This is a genomic window from Acetobacter indonesiensis (assembly GCF_000963945.1).
Classification (GTDB): domain Bacteria; phylum Pseudomonadota; class Alphaproteobacteria; order Acetobacterales; family Acetobacteraceae; genus Acetobacter; species Acetobacter indonesiensis.
This window is the reverse complement of sequence record NZ_BAMW01000057.1, coordinates 66,957-86,708: the sequence shown is the minus strand read 5'-3', so window position 1 is coordinate 86,708 and position 19,752 is coordinate 66,957. Positions and strand designations below refer to the sequence as shown.

The window sequence follows — 19,752 nt, the reverse complement described above, 5'->3', positions numbered from 1 at the left end:
ATTGGCAAGACGAACTCTTTGTCTTGCCAAACAGAACCTCTTATCGCGGGGCTGCATCAGGCGTTGTCAGGCGTAGCCAAGAGTGTCGCTTTTCCAGTAATGCGACAACGCGTGGTTTATGGTCTGTCGTTTCTGTGACGCCGTTTGTCATAGAACTATCATGACGGCGATATTCAGCCAGCACTTCGGGAACATGAATGCCGATAAAGCCATGTTCTGAAAAAGCACACCACAGGTCAAAATCTTCCCAACCCATGGCATCACGCTGCACATAGTAACCGCCTACAGCAGCCCATGCCCATTTTGCGACCATGGCCATGGCATCAATATAATTGCCAGGCATCAAGGCGAGGGGAGAGAAAGTGTTTGCGCCAAGCGCGTCATTATGGCCGTTGGCACCAAACTGTTCGATAATTGGGTAAGAGAACGCAGCCTGTTGTGCGTGAATGGCTGTAAACAACCGTTCACATGCCTGCGGGCAGAGCCGGTTGTCGGCATCAAGTTGCATGGCATAGGGCGTTTCTGTTGCGGCCATGCCGATATTGCGTGCGCCACCCAGCCCCTGATTTGTAGCCGATTGCAGAAGGACAATTCTGTTGAAGCGGCGGGTATGACGGTCGCACCATTCTGTGATTACAAGAAGAGAATCGTCTTCTGATCCATCATCAACAATAATCAGATCAAGGGTTTCAATCGTCTGGGCTGCAACACTTTCCAGTGCTTCGAGAATAAAATGCCCGTAATTGTAAGACGTAATGACAACACTGACGTCTGCTTGGCCGAGAGCATCATGAAGGAAAAGGATGATGCTATCAGGCACGAGCGGCGCAACTGGCATGGTCGCTGTGCTGGCTTTGAGAAGACGTGCGCTGGCTTGAGCCGCATCCAGCCCCGTGCCCATGGAAAGAGCAACATCCCGCGTCAGAAGGCTTAATCGCTGAGGCCCGAAAAACCACAATGCTTCATGAAAGGCGTTTTGAGCCAGTTTTTTTCGAAGTTCCGGGGATCCAATCAGCAAGGTCAGATGGTCGCGCCAGTCCTGTTCCGTGGCTGCCAACATGCCGTTTTCGCCGTGTCGGATGATACGTTTAAAAGGGCCGGTCGGGGATGCAATGGAGCAGACATTTCCTAAAGCGGCTTCAAAAAACTTGATCTCGCTTTTGGCTTCACAAAAAATATTTCCAGCCTCCAAAGGAACAATGGAAATATCGAACCGTGCCATTTCGGTAGGTAGATCTTCAAGCGGCACAAAAGTGCGCCATTCAATCTTGTCTTCAAGCCCCGCCAGTTCAGGAAATTCCTCAACCAACAGCAAAGGCAGAGTGTTGTTTAGCGTAAACAGAACAAGGCGCACTCTGTCGTCTTGTTTCAGAAGGTCTGCCAGAACATGCGACACCATTTTGAAGTCACGCTGGTGTGTGCGCGAACCTGCGGCATACCCAATTCGAATGGTTGAGTCTGGGCCTGTAAGTGTTTTGCGCCGCGCGGCAAGCCGTCCACGTTTCAGGGTTTCAGTGTCGAACGTATTAGGCAGCACCAAGGCTGGCTTCAGACCAATACGCAAAAGCTGATCAACAAGCTCCACCGTTGTGGTGAAAGCCATGTCGCATTGCTCTGCCGTTTTATGAATATCTGTAAATATCTGTCGGGTGGTTTCTTCGGTTACGGTAGCCGAATGACGAATACCGTCAATAATCTCTATTTTGGCCAGATCAGGTTTGAACACCAGATCATCAATATCAAAAATAATCGGTTTGTTTTGTTCTCGGAAAAGACGCAGCATGGTGGCAACATGGTCGCTTATCCGTGCCCGCCAGATGACAAGAACATCTGCCCAATCGACATCATCTGGGCCGACTACGGGACATTCCAGCACGCGTGTTTCGATGCCACAGGCAGCAAAGGCTTTGCTCATGCGCTGGCAACGATAAATCTGGCCGGTAGTGCCAAGCTCTCCGGCGACAAACAAAAAACGCTTCGGGCCAGAGTAACGGGTTGGCAGAGGATTGGGACTATAGGCGAGTTTGGCAGGCGTGGGCAGAGCAGAAGCCACAGGTAGAGGGGGAAAAGCCGGGGTCAGTGGCGGATAACGCAAGGCCCGCCATACACGCCGTAACCGGGACGGATGAGGCAAAAAAGGGCGCAGGCTATCGTCAAACCCGTGTCGGTATTGTTCTACAGTCTGGTTAAGGTCTGAAAAAATTTGGTTACTTTGCTGAATACGATCAAGGAGGAGGTTGTTTTCACCCTTCAACTGATCAATCGTCTCTTTGGCAGCACTAAGGGCTGCGTAAGCATCTGCCAGAGTCTTTCGCAGATGCTGATTTTTTTCTTCAATGTTGTCAGTCGGGGAGGGAGTGCGTTGAGGCATTATCTTGCTACAAACAATCGGCAATAAGGTTAATTTTATAAAAACAAAAACAGAAAAACGATATATACTCTATACTCATGGTTTGAACGTAAGGTCAAACCATTGCAAATACAGAAAATTTTCAAATAAATCCAATATTGGGTTGAAGCTCTGTTTTGTTTATAAACAGTTTTGATGAAGGGCCAATGGTTGCTCCTTTCACGTTTTGATCATGTTCAAGAGAGACGTTCTCGGGAAGGAAAGTGCAGTGGCAAAGGTTACAAATCTTTCTTTTCAGGAGAGTCGGAATAATCATGATGCCTGAAACTCATAAAATGTCTTGTGATTCAGCAAAAAACCCAAGAAACTCTCAATTTCCCGACCAAAATACCGAAAAAGAGGCTCAGGCGTCTTCAACGTCAGTATCGCCCGATTTAACGCATCAGCTTCAGCTGGCAGAAGATCTGGTCGAGGGGTACCGCGCGAGTGCCCGATTACAGGCTCTGCGTTCGGATGGTATGTTTTCCGCACTGGCTGCCGAGCGGCATTATCGTGATCTTGAACATGGCTCTTTGTCTTGGAAAGTGACGTTGCCTCTTCGGGCGGTTCGGGCGTTGCTTGCCGGACGCACACTGTCCGGGCGACCTGTGAAGGACGTTACGAAGCGCGTCAGGGAAATAGCGCGCGAAGAAGGATTGAAAAGTGTGTGGGATCGGGTGGTTATGCGATTACCCGATTTTCCTGTCCCCGCACGTTTCAAGAGCCAGCCGTCTGAACCCAGCGTAAAGGCACACATAAAAGAAACAAAAAAACGGGTTGAAGAGATAATTCTTTCACCTGTTTCTGCTGGTACACGCAGCAGTTTCACACCCTTTTTTCTGATTGTTGCGGAACTTTCCATTCCGCAGTGCGCGAAATATCGAGTCTGGCAGCGCAAAGAAGCCTTGGAAAGCCTCGGTTGGCGGGTGGAAGTGGTGGACTGGCATGATCTGGGCCGTGCTCTCTCCCTGCTGCAAACCTGCACACATGTCATTTTTTATCGGGTTCCCGGTAACAAAGAGGGAATGCAGTTAATCCGTGAGGCCCATAGACTTTCCCTGAACCCTTGGTGGGAAGTCGATGATCTGATTTTTGACCCCGCTTCCTATGAGAAAAACAGCAACCTTGAAACGCTTTCTGGCGCAGAACGGCGTAACGTTCTTGATGGGGTTGTTTATTATCGGGCTGCCTTGCAGGCCTGCCATCGGGCCATAGCTTCAACACGTGGTCTTGCGGCAGCCATGAAAGAAGCTGGCGTGTCTGACGTCAGTGTTATTGAAAACGCGCTTGATACAGAAACATTGGCTAAAGCCAGCCAGATTTTTACATCCCAGCCCAACCGGAATGTGAAGCCAGAGCAGGATATTATAATATTTTACGGGTCTGGTACAAAAACCCATGACATGGACTTCCGTGTTGCGGCTGCAGGGATTGCTGCTGCAATGGAAGCGGATTCGCGGTTGCGGCTTCAGATCGTTGGTGATCTTAGTCTTCCGGTAGAGTTTGCTCGTTTTGGGTCTCGAGTGGAAAAACTACCAGGGCGAAGTTACAATGCGTATTTAGAGCTTCTGGCTCAAGCAGATATTGCCATTGCGCCGCTTGAGCCAACGCTTTTCAATGATGCCAAAAGTAACATAAAATATTTGGAATCCGCTATAGTCGGTGTTCCATCGGTTTGCTCTCCGGCTCAGGCGTTCCAAGACGTTATTGTTAATGGCAAGACTGGTTATCTTCCCGCGACAGAAGAGGAATGGAAAACACATCTCCTTACGTTGGCTGCCAGCCCGTCTGAACGACAATTGATAGGGAATATGGCGCGTCTGGCGATGGCGGAGCGCTATGATCCGGCCACAGTTGCTACTCAGCAGGTGCAGCCAGTATGCGGTAAGCCAATAGCGCCAGCCCGAGAGCAGCTGCGCGTGATGATGGTAAATGTTTTCTTTGAACCGCGATCATTCGGTGGTGCCACGCTTGTGGCGGAAGAAATGGCGAAAGCCATGCGGCAACGTGGTGTGGATGTGGCTGTGATGACATCCCGCCCCTATCTGCCGGATCATCTGGATGCAGCAGTACGGTATCATCTTCATGATATGCCGGTTCTGTCAGTACCTGTTCAGGATGACCCGATTTCCGGCCTTGATAATCCCACGATTGGGGAGAGTTTCCGTGAGTGGGTGAGGGTCTGGGCCCCCGATCTGGTACATTTCCATGCCATACAGGGGCTAGGCGTTTCCATGATGCGCGTCTGTCAGGAGTTAGGCATCCCGTATGTAGTAACGCTACATGATGCCTGGTGGTTATGTGAGCGACAGTTCATGGTAAAAGCCGATGGCCAATACTGTTTCCAGAAAAAGATCGACCTGCGTGTTTGCGAAACCTGTGTGCCAGGGGCGCGGCATCTCAGAGAGCGGGCTGTTTTGATGCATGAAAGTTTGAAACATGCCTCAGCGCTGCTAAGCCCGAGCCAATCTCATCTTGATCTGTATGCGGCGAACGGCTTTGCCGTTGATCGTTTGATTATCAACAAAAACGGTTTTGTCTGGCCCCGCCGTCCACATACAAAACGTCATCCAGAGGATAAAATTCGGTTTGGCTATGTAGGGGGAAATGAAAAAGTCAAAGGTTTCCCGCTTATTAAGGAAGCATTTGAAAGTATTAGCTCTGATAGATGGGAGCTTGTTCTCGTTGATAATACAATTAAGCTCGGGTTTAAGTCTATAAATGTTGGGCACTGGAAAGTGCGTGGAGAAATAACAGTTGTGCCGTCCTATACGGCGCAAGAAATTGACGTTTTTTTTGATAGAATCGATGTGCTGTTATTTCCATCACAGTGGAAAGAGAGTTTCGGATTAACTGTTCGCGAGGCATTGGCGCGAGATGTCTGGGTCGTTAGCACGTCTCCTGGAGGTCAATCTGAAGATATTATTGACGGTGTAAATGGCACCCTTATTCCTCTCGATGGCCAGCCGAATACGTTGAAAAATGCAATTAGTGAAATAATTGAGAACGATTCGCGATTTGATAATTACGAAAATAAAGTTAAAAATAAACTATCTAACCATGATGCTCAGGCTGATGCCCTTTTGCAAATTTATTGTTCGATTAAGGAAAGATAAGGAATTTCAGTTATTTTTATAAATAGGCGAGAGTCTCTACGTAAAATGGAAATGATAATTTATAACAAACAAAAAAGACATTTCCTGTTGGGAGAATCCATGCCTCACTGCATAAATTATCAGGAAAAATTATAGCTCAAAGGAGGGCGGGGAGGGCACTTGGTTTGGAAGGAACGGTCGCCCCAAAGGAAATAAAAAATTGTAGTCAGAGGCGGCATAACCCCATTTTTTTTCATTCAACTGGTTGGCTGTGTGACACGAGAAAGATGCCAACCAATCCAAACATTAAAAAAATGACATTTAGACAAGTTTTTTTTGGAATTTATTTTAGAATCAAATATCAAAAAATATAAAATAGTGTACTATATTGCGAATATAGAGCAGAAAACTATTACAGAAAAAAGAAAAGTATTCGATTTATTGTGAAGAAAATGTGTTAAAAAAGACGATACGCTGTAATATTACTCAAAACTTCCTTGCATGTTCATGTTGACTTCGCCTAGAACTGAGCCTGACATTAATGTGCCGTTCGTAAGGGGTGTCTCCTCATTGCCACGGCAGATCAGTGAGAAGGACGAATAGATGGCGATTATTACCGTTGTCGGCGCGTCAGGTGGAAACGTACAGGTAACTGTTGACGGTTCCGATACTGCGACGCTCGTCCAGCAGGCCAATGCTCTCTCAGCGAAGCTGAGCGGGGAAATCGGGTCTCTGGATGCGCGTAACCTGGCCGCAGGCACAACCACGTTCAGTGGCAACCAGTCTGGTTATGGTGTCATAACCGCAGCTGGTTCATACAAAGTTGGCGGCAATGCTGAATGGCTGTCCGTTGGCTCTGACGCCGCATCAAACCCAAGCGCAGCCCTTGACGGCTGGGTGAACATTGATGCGAGCAAAGGTGCGTCCAACCTGACGGTTCTGGGCGGCACCAATGCTGGTATCTCTTTCCGCGCTGGCAGCCAGAGCGGCACGTTCCTGGCCGGTTCTGGTGACAACCTGTTCCAGGGCAGCAACCTGTCCAATGCAGGCAACTGGACCATCAACACGGGTGACGGAAACGACATCATCAACAGTGGTAATGGTAACAACACCATTTCTGCTGGCGCTGGTGAAAACACCATCACACTGGGTCGTGGTGTGAACTATGTTCACTCCTATGGTCAGGACACCATCACGGCAGATGCCGGTGTTCAGAACATTACCCTGAACGGTGCAAGCTCCTTCGTTGATGTTGCTGACAACTCTCTGGTTGTTGATAACGCTGGTTATCAGCAGATCACTGTTGGCGGCGGCAGCACAGTTACTGGTGGTTCTTACGACTACATCAACCTGGCCGGCACAACCGGCACAGTGAACGGTGGTCAGCTGAGCACCATTTCCGCTGCAACGGGTGACTTCCAGGTTACGCAGACGGATCAGGCCAACATCGATATCGCTGGCAACCTGACCTTCATCCGCGGCACCGGGCAGACCACCATTACGGCAGGTCAGAGCACCATCTTCGGTGCCCAGGGTCTTGACGCTATTGTCAATTCCACCAGCGGTACATCTCTGTTTGTTGCAAACAGTGGTAACGAAACGCTGGACGGTGCTTCTTCCGTGTTCGGTATCCATGCGTTTGGTAACGTTGCTGGTACAACCGGTTCTCAGCTGTTCATCGGTGGCTCTGCTTCCGATACGCTGGTTGGCGGTGTTGGCGATGCGACCCTTACCGGTGGTTCTGGCGCAGCAAACGTGTTCGGCTTCCGTAACAGCATTGCTGGCGGCAACTACACCATTACCGACTTCGGTAGTGCAGCAGGCAACACCGTTCTGCTGGTTGACTACGACTACACCAAGAGTGACTTCCAGAAAGTTCTGGATGCGGCAGCGCACCAGAATGGCAACACGACCATCACTCTGTCTGACAACAGCAAAATCACCTTCACGGGTGTTGATAGCCTGTCTGTCAGCGACTTCTCTAACCTCAAGTAATCTTGTTGGTTTGAAGTTGAGACTAAGGGAACCGGGCTTATGGCCCGGTTTTCTTTTAAATACGGTATAAATAAAAACAAAAAACTCTAAATATTGGAAAATAGATTTTTAGAATCTATAGCGATCGATAGTAGATAAAGCGTTATAAAGCGCCCGGCCTTTCCATGATGAGTGAACTCTGTTTCTTGCAGATGTTTGAGAAAGATATGATTTTATCCAGTTTGGGTTAAAGTCATTCTGGGTGGAAATTAGGCGTTCCCATTCATCCAAATGTCGAATGTGATAAGGGTTATCGCGGAGCAGTTCCTGCTTGAGAAAAGGAACTTTTCCTGTGACCAGCATCTGACGCCAGAAAACATGCATGGGGTTAGCGGGAAACAGGCGAGCCAGGGGAGACTCCATATCACTCCAGAGCGTATGAAGCGGTATGCCGAGACTTTTTAATGCAACGGAAAGCCCCAGTTCTCCGTGCCAGATGATTTCTGCGCGCGACATATCAGCAAAGGGCTGGCGGAATACACGTTGGAGGGAGGGCGACTGCCATACGTCGCCTGCAAAGCCGATAAACCAAGATTGGATGTGGGGTGTAATGGCGCGTGAGGCAACTAATCCCCATGCTGGTGCATTATGGATCTGAAGTTTTTGCAACAGGGAAGGAAGGGGGGAGAAGGGGCCGAAGACACTGTCATTTGCCAGAAGAACAAGTGGCGCGTTTTGCGTAACGTCTTGATTTATAAGATATTGCCACGCCCCAAAATCAAGCCCTCCGTTCTCGCGGCACCAAAGGTGGATACCGTGTTGCGTGCAGAAGTTTCGTGTTTGTTCTGTAATAATAGGAGCGCCAGAGACTATAATGTGAAGTGTAAAGCCGCATAATATCAGGTTTTTCAGGTAAAACCGTGTGTAAGGGGGTAAATCACCAGTAGGGCAATAGGCGGCAAAAAGGCAGACGCCACCGTCTGGCACCACGGGTTTTGGTATGTCACCTGTGTGGTTTTTGCTGATGTGTGCGGAAGAAATCGAAACAGGGTGCATTTTTAATTTGGTTTTTTCGTAAAAATATGGCTACAAGCCGCGAGAGTTGTTGGTTATCCTAACCGAATAATTGTTACTCATATAGTTCTGTCTGAAGGGAGATACGGTCTCAATGAGCAAGGCCTTTATTGCAGCAGTGATCCAGGATTCGATCAACTGCACCGGCGTGGCCGCCAATCAGGCAGCAAACGATCTGATGGATGCAATCATAGAAGAACTGAAGCGCGAAGGGGGATTCACCCTGCCGTCTTTTGGTACTTTTACTGTGCGCAAGACCAAAGCTCGTAAAGCCCTGAACCCACGCACGGGTGAACCAGTGAAGGTGAAAGCAGGTAAAACTGTACGCTTCAAGGCCAGCCCGAACCTGAAAAAAGCTGTCTAAGCATAATTTCAGAATAATAGAAAACAATAATATCTGTTAAACTAGATATGTTGTTTGAGCGAAACGGCTCTGAGGGGAAACCTTCAGAGCCGTTTTGTTTGAAAGTGCAGACTTATGGTGCGGGTGGGCCGTTAGTTAGTCCGGCTTGATATCTTCCAGTCGATCCAGCTTCCGCAGGCCGGGGAACAGAACCATCCAAACTCCTGTAATTACCAGAGTGCCAATGCCGCCGACTACCACGGCAGGAACCGCACCGATCAGGCTTGCCAGCATACCGCTTTCAAATTCCCCCAGCTGATTAGATGACCCGATAAACAGCATGTTCACGGCAGAGACACGGCCCCGCATTTCATCCGGAGTGCCCAGTTGCACCAGTGAGCTACGCACCATGACACTGATAACATCAGCACCACCAAGAACCGCCAGCGCCAGAACAGACAACGGGATGGAGTCTGACACCCCAAACAGAATGGTTGCGACGCCAAAGATAGCAACGGAGAGGAACATCCACCAACCAGCATGACGGCCTAGGGGGTAACGCGCCATGACCGCAGCCACAAGCAAGGCCCCAATAGCGGGGGCGGCTCTTAACAGGCCGAGACCCCAAGGGCCTGCGTGCAGAATGTCTGTGGCATAAAGGGGTAGCATGGCGGTGGCTCCGCCCAGCAGCACCGCAAAGAGATCAAGAGACAGCGCACCAAGCATTGTTGGGCGTCGTCGCAGAAACGCAATGCCGCCGAATACAGCCGCCAGACTGGCTGGTTGTTTGGCGCGGGCAGGGAAGCGCAGCGTCATGGACGATGTGGCAAGTGCTGCAATACTGAACCCAATGGCACATAAGGCGTAGCAGACATCCGCGCCTAGCCCATAGAGCAGACCACCAAGTGATGGCCCGGCGATGGACGCCACTTGGAACAGGGAAGAAGAAACCGCCGCCGCCCTAGGAAATACTGAAGCGGGAACCATGGAAGGCAGAAACGTCTGTTGGGCGGGCATTTCAAACGCCCGGCACATGCCAAAAAGCGCAACCAACCCGTAGATCATGCTCGGGGCCAGATGGTTGGTGAAAGAAGCCACGGCCATGAAAGCAGCCGCCAAGGCTTCAATGGTCTGGCAGGTGATGACAATACGGCGTCTGTCATGCTGATCTGCCGCGTGCCCTGCGGGGAAAATGAAGGCCACCATGGGCAGAAACTGTGCCAGCCCGACAAAGCCCAAAGCAGCAGCACTGTGGGTCAGGGCATAGATCTGCCACCCAACAGCAACAGCTTGAATCTGGGAGGAAAAGGCTGAAAGCGTGCGTGCGGTCAGAACGGCTTTCAGGCCGGGCAAAGCGAGAAGGGGCGTGCTGCCCGCCGGATGATCTGTCATGGTAAGGCTGTTCATAGCAGGATAAGTCTGCCCGAACAGCCTTTCGCGTTAAAACAGATCAGTGATCAGGCCGCTTTTGGTGTGTCTGTCTGATTTTGTGGCAATATTGTTGTAATAATACTGGCATCCAGCGCCTCATAATCATGATAACGCAGGGTTTTATAAAGTTCTTCACGGGTTTGCATGCGCCCCAGCATCGCTTCCGTGCTGCCGTTCTGCTTCAGCGTTGCATACAGATCAGCTTGGGCCTTGTTGGCAACGCGCAGAGAACTGACGGGCCAGATAACCATGCGGTAGCCCATTTCCTGAAATTCAGACGCTGTGAAAAATGGCGTGCGTCCAAATTCTGTCATGTTGGCCAGAAGCGGCACGTCAGGGAGACGGCGCGCAAATTCTCGAAACATTTCGGCCGTGGTCAGCGCTTCCGGGAAAATGGCATCCGCACCAGCCTGATGATACAGGCGCGCACGCGCTACAGCACCCTCGATCCCTTCCTGTGCGGCGGCGTCGGTGCGGGCGACAATAACCATATCTCGTCTTGCTTTTGCAGCTGCCGCGACTTTCAGAGCCATATCGTGCGGTGTGCTGAGCTTTTTATCGTTCAGGTGCCCGCATTTTTTTGGCAAAATCTGATCTTCTACATGCACGGCGGCGGCGCCGGCTTCTTCAAACGCGCGCACCATGTTCATGACGTTCAGAATCTCACCGTATCCGGTGTCACCATCGACCAGCAGCGGCAGTTCGGAAGCCCGAACAATCTGACGGATGAAGAAACAGACTTCATCCACCGTGATAATACCCAAATCTGGTAGCCCCATGCTGGCTGTCATCGCGGCGCCAGAAAGATAAAGTCCCTCAAAACCCGCATCTTTGGCCTGTAGGGCGGCCTGCCCGTTATGCGCGCCAGGAAGTTGCAGGATACCCGGTTGGGCCAGAAGTTGCCGAAACCGTTGGCCAGCGGGGATGCTGGGTTGGGTGCTGCCTGTCAGGTACGTCATGCTGCATTCTCCAGTCCGTCCCGTTCGTGCAGGGAGGGGAATCGACGGTTTTCCGGGCCTGTATAGGTGGCAGAGGGACGGATAATCTTGCCGTCCTGCCGCTGTTCCAGCACGTGGGCGCTCCACCCTGCTGTGCGGGCAATGACAAACAGCGGGGTAAACATGGCTGTTGGAATACCCATATGATTGTAAGCCACCGCACTGAACCAATCGAGGTTGGGGAACATGCGGCGTTTGTCTGCCATAACCTGCTCTATTCGTTCCGCTACGCTGTAGAGGCGGCGCGATCCGCTTTTCTGCGCCAGCTTATGGGCGGCCCGTTTGATAATCTGGTTGCGGGGGTCAGCAATGGTGTAAACAGGGTGGCCGAAGCCGATAATGACTTCCTTGGCTTCCAGCCTGCGCAGAATGTCAGACTCGGCTTCTTCCGGGCTTGCGTAACGCTGCTGGATATCAAGCGCGACCTCGTTCGCACCGCCATGTTTCGGCCCGCGCAACGCGCCGATTCCGGCCGTAATGGCGGAGTAGATGTCTGACCCTGTGCCTGCCACGACTCGACAGGTGAAGGTCGAGGCATTGAACTCATGCTCGGCATACAGAATCAGCGAACTATGCATGGCGTTCACCCATTGTTTGGGTGGTGTGCGCCCGTGCAGTAGATGCAGGAAATGGCCGCCAATGCTGTCATCTTCAGTCTCTACCGCAATGCGGCGGCCGTGATTGGAAAAATGGTACCAATACAGCAGCATGGACCCCAGACAGGCGATCAGTTTATCCGCAATGGCGCGGGCTCCAGCACTGGGCGTGTCTGACCGTTCGGGCAGCACGCACCCCAAGGTGGAAACACCTGTGCGCATCACATCCATGGGGTGTGTTGCCGCAGGCAGCGTTTCAAGAACACGCAGCACGGCATCAGGTAGCCCCCGCAGACTGCGGAGTCTTTCTTTATAGGCATGAAGTTCGGCACTGTTGGGCAAGGTGCCGTGAATCAGCAAATGCGCCACTTCTTCAAACGAGCACGCTTCGGCCAGATCCTGAATATCGTAACCGCGATAATGCAGGTCATTCCCGCTTTGCCCGACGGAACACAGGGCCGTGTTGCCTGCTGATACACCAGAAAGCGCAACAGATTTCTTCTGGCGGGGATGGAGTGTCGTGGTGTTATCCATAGCACGGGTCTCCTTCAGCATCGGTGCCTTTTCGGCACTCTTGGTGGTTTGGGTCAGGCCAGTGTGGCCAATGCCGGGGCTTCCTTGGGGCGGTTAGTGCTTGATTGCCGGAAATCAAAAATGCCGGGGTTGAGGTTTTGCGAAATCCGGTTGGGTGGAACAATCAGTTCAAGTGCAGACAGATCCGCAGCTTTCAGGTTTTGCAGGTTTTGCACGGTATCAAGGAAGCGTTGACATTCTGATGGAGAAATCAAGTCTTCGGTCAGGATCTGAAACTTGCGAATATAGTCAGGCCGCGTCCAGGGTGTTCTGCCCAACGGGTGGGCATTGGCTACAGCCTGTTCTTCCTCAAGGACGCGTCCGTCTTTCATGCGGATAATAATCTTGCCGCCAAAGGCTTTTACCGCAGGGTCTTCCGCGTGGTAGCGGGCCGTCCATTCAGGCGTTTCCACAGTGCGGATCTTGTTCCAGAGCCTTACGGTATCCGGGCGGCGTGCGCGGCCGGGTTCGTAGGAGTGGACATGATGCCAACTGCCATCCTGCAGGGCGACAGCCACAATATACATGATGGAGTGATCAAGCGTTTCACGCGATGCAGTTGGGTCAAACTTCTGCGGATCGTTTGATCCTGTGCCAATCACGTAATGGGTGTGGTGGCTGGTTTCGATGACAATTTCTGACACATCTTCAAAGTTTTCAATCTGCTTGCCCAGCCGGAAGGCAAGATCAATCAGCGCCTGGCTCTGATATTCAGCCGAATGTTCCTTGGTGAAGGAAGATAGAATGGCGCGTTTTGGTTCGCCCGGTGCGGGCAATGGCACGATATAGCGTGCATCTTTCCCATCCAGCATCCAGGCAATAACGCTGTCTTCGCCTTCATAAATCGGGCTAGGTGCGCCTTCGCCCCGCATGGCGCGGTCCGTGGCTTCTACGGCCATTTTACCGGCATGCGCCGGGGCAAAAGCCTTCCATGATGAAATTTCGCCTTTCCGGCTCTGCCGGGTGGCGGTGGTCACATGCAGCGCCTGCCCAATAGCCTGATAAATGACGGAGGGCGGTAGCTTCAGCAACGTGCCTAACCCAGCGGCAACTGACGGCCCCAGATGGGCAACGTGATCAATCTTGTGTTTATGCAGGCAGATGGCACGTGTCAGGTCAATCTGGATTTCATATCCCGTTGCAACGGCGCGGATAAAATCGGCCCCGGAACTGGCGCATTGTTGGGCAACAGCCAAAAGCGGAGGGATATTGTCACCGGGGTGCGAATAGTCGGCGGCCAGAAACGTGTCATGGTAATCCAGTTCCCGAACAGCCGTGCCGTTTGCCCATGCAGCCCATTCTGCATGCACGCGGACATCTGGCCCCATACCGAACAGCGTGGCCCCGCCCGGGTGCGCATGCGCCAGTGCTTGTGCCCGTGCGCTCATGACCGGGTGGCGGTTAAGCGATGCCAGCGCGACAGAGGCGTTATCAATCACGCGGTTAATGACCATTTCCGTGACTTCGGCTTCAACTGGCACCGTATCTGCTGCCACTTCGGCAATTTTCCAGGCCAGCTGTTCCGTGCGGGGCAGGCGGTCGGTTTCCGGGTGAACTGTGATGATGTGAGACTGCATGGTCTGACCTCTGATTTGTATCATTGGCCTGAGTGTTGCAGAGTAGAGACCCAAGAAAGAAGCTGCATAAAAGCGGAAAGAGGCGAAGAAAAACGCCCCCATTGCAAAGATTGCGAATATGACGAAACCGGCCATCAAGCTGTTTGTAGGAAGCCGCCTGAACACTCTGCGCCAGCAATCCGGGCTAACGCAGGCTGTTCTGGCGCAAAAACTTGGGATATCAGCAAGTTATCTGAACCAGATTGAACGCGATCAGCGCCCGCTGCCCGACAGATTGCTTGAAGAAGTATGTCGTGTTTTTTCCGTAAACCCTGCCTATTTCAGTGATGTGGAAGAGGTGAGGCTGGTGCAGGCCTTGCGGGAGATACTGGCTGATCCGCTTTTTGACGCAGCCCGACCCAATTTCACGGAAATGTTAAGTGCTGCACAAAAGGCTCCGGCTTTGGGGCATGCCGTCATGCAGCTTTACAGTGCGTATCGCAACGCGCAGGAACACGCGGCTTCCTTGGCGGATATGCCCACCCAGCCAGTGCTTGAACCGTACGAGGCGGTAGGCGACTGGGTGCAGACGAATCATAACTATTTCCACGCTTTAGATAGTGCAGCCGAAGCGTTGTACGCAAAGCTTTCGCCCAAGGAAGGATGGCTGCACCCAGCCCTTATTCAGTATGTGCAGGATGAGCATAACCTCAAAATTGTGACGGACCATGCGCTTGAGCAACGGGGCGTAAGATGGAAGCTGGAGCAGAAAAGCCATACCCTGTTTTTGTCACAGGATGTTTTGGCAGAAGATAGTCTTTTTTGTCTTGCACAGGTTGTTGGACAGCTGGAGCAGGGTGCAGTTATGGACCGTATTCTGCGTCGGAGCGGCCCAAAAGGGGAGAATGCTCGGGCATTGGCGCGCCTGTATCTTGGAAACTATTTTGCGGGGGCGCTTCTTCTTCCCTATGAACTTTATCGGAATGCAGCACTTGAAATGCAGCATGATATTGACCGGCTGCATCGCCGTTTTGGCGTCAGTTTTGAACAGGCATGCCATCGTTTAAGCACGTTTCAGAGACCGGGATCAGAAGGGATCCCATTTTACTTCATGAAATTGGATATTGCCGGGAATATTCTTAAAAGTTTTTCGGCCAACCATTTTATGCAGTCGCGCTTTGGTGGTCCGTGCCCACTGTGGAACATTTTTCGGGCCTTTACCACGCCGGGGCAAGTCCAGGTACAGCTTTCCCGCATGACAGATGATGTTGTGTACCTGAATGTTGCGCGTACAGTGCGCCATAGCAGTATGTCGTATTTTGACCGACCGAGACAGGTGGCGGTGGTGTTGGGATGCGATATTCGCCATGCTGGGCGAATGATTTACGCAGCCGGTCTGGATGTTGCAGACCAACGTAATGCCGTGCCTATTGGGCCGGGATGTCGCGCGTGCTCCCGCGATGACTGTCGCCACCGTTCTCTCCCCGTTTCAGGACGCGGTATCGATGCCGGAAGCGAGGAGCGCGGTGTCGTACCTTACCGCGCTGCCAAGAGCTAATTAAAGTTTATGTAGAAATTAATGCCAGTAGCGAGCGTACACAGTGATTGCCTCGATAGAAATGTGTAATACGCATATGAAATTGGCAAACAATAAAACAGAAGAAAGATAGTTGTTGTTTAATTTAAGTTTCGGGACACACAGAGAAAATGCGCAAAGATAGAGAGCCCAGCTTAAAATGAAGTAACGTCCTTGCAAGCCACTAACGATACCTTCGCCAGCATGGGAAAAACCGACGTAAAAAGCAAGAATGATGAGAAGGGAGTAGAGAGCCCCAAGGGCTAATAGAAAGCCGCTTGAAGCAAAACTCTGTGCACGATTTTTTTCTATTAAAGCGAGGCCGATCATAAGGCTAACGCTTATCAATCCTGTTTTTTCTCCAATTTTAAAAAAGAGAGGGATAGGGCCTCCGCCAAATCGGCCCCAGGCATCTTCCCACCACCAGTATGTGCCAATTTTATAGGTATTTAAAATTTCCTGTAAAAAAACAATCGGATGAATAATCATATTTTGGATTTGGACGTGAGAATCTCCGCCTGTATTCCAGTAGTGAGCCGGGTTGAAAGGGTAAAATCCATTCCAGACCACAGCAGATGAGACGCTGGCACTACAAACCAAGACACAGTATTGGAAATATTTTTTCTTTGATTTGAAAAAAGCAGATGGAATTAGAAAACAGGTAAGACTTAATAGGCTGCAAGTGAGCTTGAGAAGTCCAAGTATAATAGCTAAAGCAAAAATGCAGTTAAGCCAGAAGGCAGCATGTGAGGTTTGTGATAAACGAAGGCGTAGACAGCAAGCGATAAATATTAATGCACCCAGATTGGTAACAGGGTCAGCACTATATGTGGTGGCAAGATGTAATGCCGTCGGCGTCGTCAATAGTACGAGGAGTGGTAGCTTCGTGCATGGCAGAATGGAAAGTAAAAGACATAATAAGAACATGTAGCCAAATAGATTTCCTAAACGCCCTGCGTAGTACTGTGTATCTGGTCGGCTATGAAACAGTTTGGCAATATCCATTCCGATAGCAGATGGAATATACATGATAGGAGAGTAGGAGGCTGTTGAAGGAAACTGAAGAGTGATTTTTCTAACTGATGTAGAACTAATTGTTAGAGCACGATCTTGGGCGACAAGGACGTCTGCTGGTAAACTCTGATTTCGTTTTTCATTAAAATAGTCAACCCAATCAATCATATGGCTATCGAGTCCTCCCCCAAAAGCATGATTGGCGTAGCGTTGTGCCAATAGGTTTCCTTGAGCCACCTGTTGGGCCCTAAAAAAATGGTACATTTCATCAATGCCGCTCATTGGTGTAATGCGATATACGAAAATGATGCCAATAATGGATAAGCCCAGAAGATATATAAATTCAGGTAAACTAAGCTTTGATTTACACCATAGGAAAGGGGAAATAATTTTTTGCATAGATGTGCTCTTTGACGATATGTAAAATAACTAACACAATGTGCTTATAGATGAAATTATAATAAAAGAGAACAACCCAAAATTATAGATGTTTTTTTGTGGTTAAAAATATAATTTCAATATGGAAGCAAAAAATCGCAGGAGGTTTATAGTAAAAAAAATAATTTTTACGGTATAGTTAGGTGCAGTATATTCCGTATGGTTAGAGGAAAGTCAGTATGAAAATTAAAAGGCTGGTTCTACTTGAGGGGTTAGTATGCCTTCGCAAGTCAGGAGTGCTACTCTATCTGTACGGGTTTTTTATGCTGATTGCTGGTATTGAATGCATTGTGCTTACCCCTCCTTTTCAGGTGGCAGATGAATTCAACCATTTCATGCGGGCTATTCAGATATCGGAAGGGCATATTGTTGGTATAAGACGCGACCCGCTTACAGCAGGGGGTATTTTACCGTCTTCATTAATTAATATGGGACAGTCATTTAATTATCTAAAATTTAGCCCAGACAAGAAAGTCGATCTTGTTGGTTTATCTGACGCATATATGATGCCTTGGTCGCAGCAGACTGAATTTGTCGGCTATGCCAGCACGGTTTTCTACCCCCCGTCATCATATGCAGGTGTTGTTCTGGGAGTCTGGTGTGGTCATGCATTAGGAATGCGGCCACTGGCGACGCTGTATATATGCCGAGCAATCAATGGCCTTATCTGTTTTGGTCTTGTTATGATAGCTTTAGTTCTTGCTGGGCCGGTTGCTCCATTTTTGGCCATTATGCTGGCGCTCCCCATGAGTATCAGTCTTATGGCATCAACTTCCCAAGATGGTATTTTGCTGGCGCTGAGTGCGTTGGTATGCGCTATTCTGAGCCGGTGTTTTAATAAAAAAGACGAAAGAATAACTAAAAATCTCATCCTTTTGTCTGGCATTCTCTTGGCCTGTATAGCGGCTGCAAAAATGCCTTATGCATCACTTCTGTTTCTTCCTCTCTGCCTGATGGTAAGAAGAGGGGTGTCTGTTTTATGGCCCGTTATATCCTGCTGTGTGGGATGGTTGCTTTTTGTTGGGTGGGCCATGCTCGGTATAAGACCGAGCATTACAAAACTAGCTCCTATAGGGGCCTCCCCCCGTGACCAGATAGTGTTTGTACTTCATCACCCATTGCGAATGGTTACCACTGTTGTTGAATTTGTACTGAGTAGTTTCCGGCAATTGCTACAAGAAGCAATTGGCGTTTTGGGCTGGTTAGATACGTTTTTTTCTCCCACATTTTATTATATTGCGGAAACCTGTCTTACGGTTTGTTTTTTGACGATGTTCTATAGCGTGGTAAGAAAGCCCCAGAAGAAAAATATTATATACGCAGCATGTGTTCTTTTTCTACTGTTTGCTTCTGGTACAGGTATTATTCTTGCATTGTATGTCAATTGGACGCCTGTTGCGGCCACGCATATTGATGGTGTGCAAGGAAGATATTTTCTTCCGCTTATGTTGTTTCTGCCTATTATCGTTCCGCTGCTTGCACACCAAAATTCAGATAAAAAAAATATAACACGCAGGCGCCAAGATATAGTTTTAATTACTCAAATGATTGCATGTGGCTTTATGGTGTTTTCTACCTTTTCTCTTTATACAAACCTAAGTATGCGCTTCTGGCCGTAAATGAATGGGTAATAGGTATTACAGCAGAACCTGTTTGCTATGTTGGTAATGGCAGATGGCACAGATGGACATAGGAAAGCAGATGCTACCAAGTGATACAGCCCTTAGGGTGGCGGTTCTGATACCCTGTTACAATGAAGAGCTATCAATAGCCGAGGTTGTCAAAGGGTTTGGCGCAGCTTTGCCCAATGCGGTGCTTTATGTTTATGACAACAATTCTTCAGATAATACTGTTGCTAAAGCAAAAGAAGCCGGTGCATTGGTCTATTCAGAACGAATGCAGGGAAAAGGGCATGTTGTCAGAAGAATGTTTTCGGACATTGAAGCTGATTACTATGTCTTGGTAGATGGTGATGCTACTTACGAAGCAGAAGCAGCGCCACGGATGCTGAAAAAGGCTGCCTCTGAAGGTTTGGACATGGTCAACGGGGCCAGAGTGACTGACCGGGAGGCCGCGTACCGTCGCGGGCATATTCTGGGGAATAAGGTTTTGACTGGCTTGGTCATGTCGATTTTTGGTCGACGTATGACCGATATGTTGTCTGGTTACAGGGTTTTTTCGCGCAGGTTCGTCAAATCTTTCCCTGTAACATCTGCAGGTTTTGAAATTGAGACCGAATTAACGGTTCATGCGCTTGAATTGAATATGCCGCTGGCAGAAGAACCGACGCGCTATGTTGAGCGTCTGGCGGGATCGGTCTCAAAGCTTAGAACATATCATGATGGTTTTCGTATTTTGAAAACCATCCTCTCTCTGATTCAAAGAGAAAAGCCGCTGCTGTTCTACTTTGTTTTGTCTCTTGTGTTTGCTATTGCGGGCTTCTGCATTGGGATTGGTGTTATCACGGATTATATGGAAACGGGCTTGGTTCCACGTTTGCCGTCAGCCGTTTTGGCAACAGGGTTAGAACTTCTGGCTGGCTTATGTTTGTTGTGTGGCATTGTGTTGAACGCAACAAAACATGCCCGGCAAGAGGTAAAGCGTCTCTTTTATCTATCTTACCCAATCCGTATTCTGTCTTGAGGATAGAGTACAGCAGGTCCGTAAGCGACGGAGCTCGCCCATATCTTAGACT

Annotated in this window: 13 protein-coding genes; 6 read left to right on the top strand and 7 right to left on the bottom strand. The window is 49.7% G+C overall.

Annotated features, from left to right (window positions below; translation table 11 throughout):
- Positions 1–40 precede the first annotated feature (40 nt).
- Positions 41–2,371 (bottom strand): glycosyltransferase, encoded by a 2,331-nt coding sequence (locus Abin_RS12755; protein ID WP_052948227.1) that lies wholly within the window; start codon positions 2,369–2,371, stop codon positions 41–43.
- Between the two features lie 293 nt (positions 2,372–2,664).
- Here Abin_RS12755 and Abin_RS12750 point away from each other — a divergent pair, with 293 nt between their 5' ends.
- Positions 2,665–5,505 carry a glycosyltransferase gene (locus Abin_RS12750; protein WP_255319289.1) on the top strand — a complete coding sequence of 947 codons (2,841 nt, stop codon included), beginning with the start codon at positions 2,665–2,667 and terminating at the stop codon, positions 5,503–5,505.
- Between the two features lie 582 nt (positions 5,506–6,087).
- Positions 6,088–7,479 (top strand): beta strand repeat-containing protein, encoded by a 1,392-nt coding sequence (locus Abin_RS12745; protein WP_048847508.1) that lies wholly within the window; start codon positions 6,088–6,090, stop codon positions 7,477–7,479.
- A gap of 108 nt (positions 7,480–7,587) precedes the next feature.
- Here Abin_RS12745 and Abin_RS12740 read toward each other — a convergent pair whose 3' ends face one another.
- Positions 7,588–8,514 carry a rhamnan synthesis F family protein gene (locus Abin_RS12740; RefSeq protein WP_048847506.1) on the bottom strand — a complete coding sequence of 309 codons (927 nt, stop codon included), beginning with the start codon at positions 8,512–8,514 and terminating at the stop codon, positions 7,588–7,590.
- Between the two features lie 112 nt (positions 8,515–8,626).
- Here Abin_RS12740 and Abin_RS12735 point away from each other — a divergent pair, with 112 nt between their 5' ends.
- Entirely contained in the window at positions 8,627–8,896 is a 270-nt protein-coding gene (locus tag Abin_RS12735; RefSeq protein ID WP_006557723.1) for an HU family DNA-binding protein, read from the top strand.
- Positions 8,897–9,031: 135 nt separating this feature from the next.
- Here Abin_RS12735 and Abin_RS12730 read toward each other — a convergent pair whose 3' ends face one another.
- From Abin_RS12730 to Abin_RS12715, 4 genes are all read right to left on the bottom strand, one after another.
- Positions 9,032–10,267 carry an MFS transporter gene (locus Abin_RS12730; protein ID WP_255319288.1) on the bottom strand — a complete coding sequence of 412 codons (1,236 nt, stop codon included), beginning with the start codon at positions 10,265–10,267 and terminating at the stop codon, positions 9,032–9,034.
- Positions 10,268–10,332: 65 nt separating this feature from the next.
- Entirely contained in the window at positions 10,333–11,265 is a 933-nt protein-coding gene (gene prpB, locus Abin_RS12725) for a methylisocitrate lyase (protein ID WP_048847501.1), read from the bottom strand.
- The gene (gene prpC / locus Abin_RS12720) at positions 11,262–12,434 is read right to left on the bottom strand and encodes a bifunctional 2-methylcitrate synthase/citrate synthase (RefSeq protein ID WP_048847500.1); all 1,173 of its coding nucleotides are present in this window, start codon (positions 12,432–12,434) and stop codon (positions 11,262–11,264) included. The genes prpB and prpC overlap by 4 nt, the downstream gene beginning before the upstream one ends.
- Before the next feature lie 53 nt (positions 12,435–12,487).
- Complete coding sequence (locus tag Abin_RS12715; RefSeq protein ID WP_048847497.1) at positions 12,488–14,050, bottom strand: MmgE/PrpD family protein; 1,563 nt, start codon at positions 14,048–14,050, stop codon at positions 12,488–12,490.
- A gap of 118 nt (positions 14,051–14,168) precedes the next feature.
- Here Abin_RS12715 and Abin_RS12710 point away from each other — a divergent pair, with 118 nt between their 5' ends.
- The gene (locus Abin_RS12710) at positions 14,169–15,587 is read left to right on the top strand and encodes a helix-turn-helix domain-containing protein (protein WP_048847494.1); all 1,419 of its coding nucleotides are present in this window, start codon (positions 14,169–14,171) and stop codon (positions 15,585–15,587) included.
- An 18-nt stretch (positions 15,588–15,605) separates the two neighbouring features.
- Here Abin_RS12710 and Abin_RS12705 read toward each other — a convergent pair whose 3' ends face one another.
- A complete protein-coding gene (locus Abin_RS12705) occupies positions 15,606–17,018 on the bottom strand; it encodes a DUF2142 domain-containing protein (RefSeq protein WP_084593636.1) in 1,413 nt (470 codons plus the stop codon).
- Between the two features lie 218 nt (positions 17,019–17,236).
- Here Abin_RS12705 and Abin_RS12700 point away from each other — a divergent pair, with 218 nt between their 5' ends.
- Both Abin_RS12700 and Abin_RS12695 read left to right on the top strand, forming a co-directional pair.
- On the top strand, positions 17,237–18,676 hold the full coding sequence (locus tag Abin_RS12700; protein ID WP_084593635.1) for a DUF2142 domain-containing protein: 1,440 nt from the start codon (positions 17,237–17,239) through the stop codon (positions 18,674–18,676).
- A 55-nt stretch (positions 18,677–18,731) separates the two neighbouring features.
- The gene (locus Abin_RS12695) at positions 18,732–19,700 is read left to right on the top strand and encodes a glycosyltransferase family 2 protein (RefSeq protein ID WP_255319287.1); all 969 of its coding nucleotides are present in this window, start codon (positions 18,732–18,734) and stop codon (positions 19,698–19,700) included.
- Positions 19,701–19,752 lie beyond the last annotated feature (52 nt).

Coding starts and splice junctions, on each gene's coding strand:
- Abin_RS12755 (WP_052948227.1), bottom strand. CDS start 2,371: ATGCCTCAACGCACTCCCTCCCCGACTGACAACATTGAAGAAAAAAAT.
- Abin_RS12750 (WP_255319289.1), top strand. CDS start 2,665: ATGATGCCTGAAACTCATAAAATGTCTTGTGATTCAGCAAAAAACCCA.
- Abin_RS12745 (WP_048847508.1), top strand. CDS start 6,088: ATGGCGATTATTACCGTTGTCGGCGCGTCAGGTGGAAACGTACAGGTA.
- Abin_RS12740 (WP_048847506.1), bottom strand. CDS start 8,514: ATGCACCCTGTTTCGATTTCTTCCGCACACATCAGCAAAAACCACACA.
- Abin_RS12735 (WP_006557723.1), top strand. CDS start 8,627: ATGAGCAAGGCCTTTATTGCAGCAGTGATCCAGGATTCGATCAACTGC.
- Abin_RS12730 (WP_255319288.1), bottom strand. CDS start 10,267: ATGACAGATCATCCGGCGGGCAGCACGCCCCTTCTCGCTTTGCCCGGC.
- prpB (WP_048847501.1), bottom strand. CDS start 11,265: ATGACGTACCTGACAGGCAGCACCCAACCCAGCATCCCCGCTGGCCAA.
- prpC (WP_048847500.1), bottom strand. CDS start 12,434: ATGGATAACACCACGACACTCCATCCCCGCCAGAAGAAATCTGTTGCG.
- Abin_RS12715 (WP_048847497.1), bottom strand. CDS start 14,050: ATGCAGTCTCACATCATCACAGTTCACCCGGAAACCGACCGCCTGCCC.
- Abin_RS12710 (WP_048847494.1), top strand. CDS start 14,169: ATGACGAAACCGGCCATCAAGCTGTTTGTAGGAAGCCGCCTGAACACT.
- Abin_RS12705 (WP_084593636.1), bottom strand. CDS start 17,018: ATGCAAAAAATTATTTCCCCTTTCCTATGGTGTAAATCAAAGCTTAGT.
- Abin_RS12700 (WP_084593635.1), top strand. CDS start 17,237: ATGAAAATTAAAAGGCTGGTTCTACTTGAGGGGTTAGTATGCCTTCGC.
- Abin_RS12695 (WP_255319287.1), top strand. CDS start 18,732: ATGGCACAGATGGACATAGGAAAGCAGATGCTACCAAGTGATACAGCC.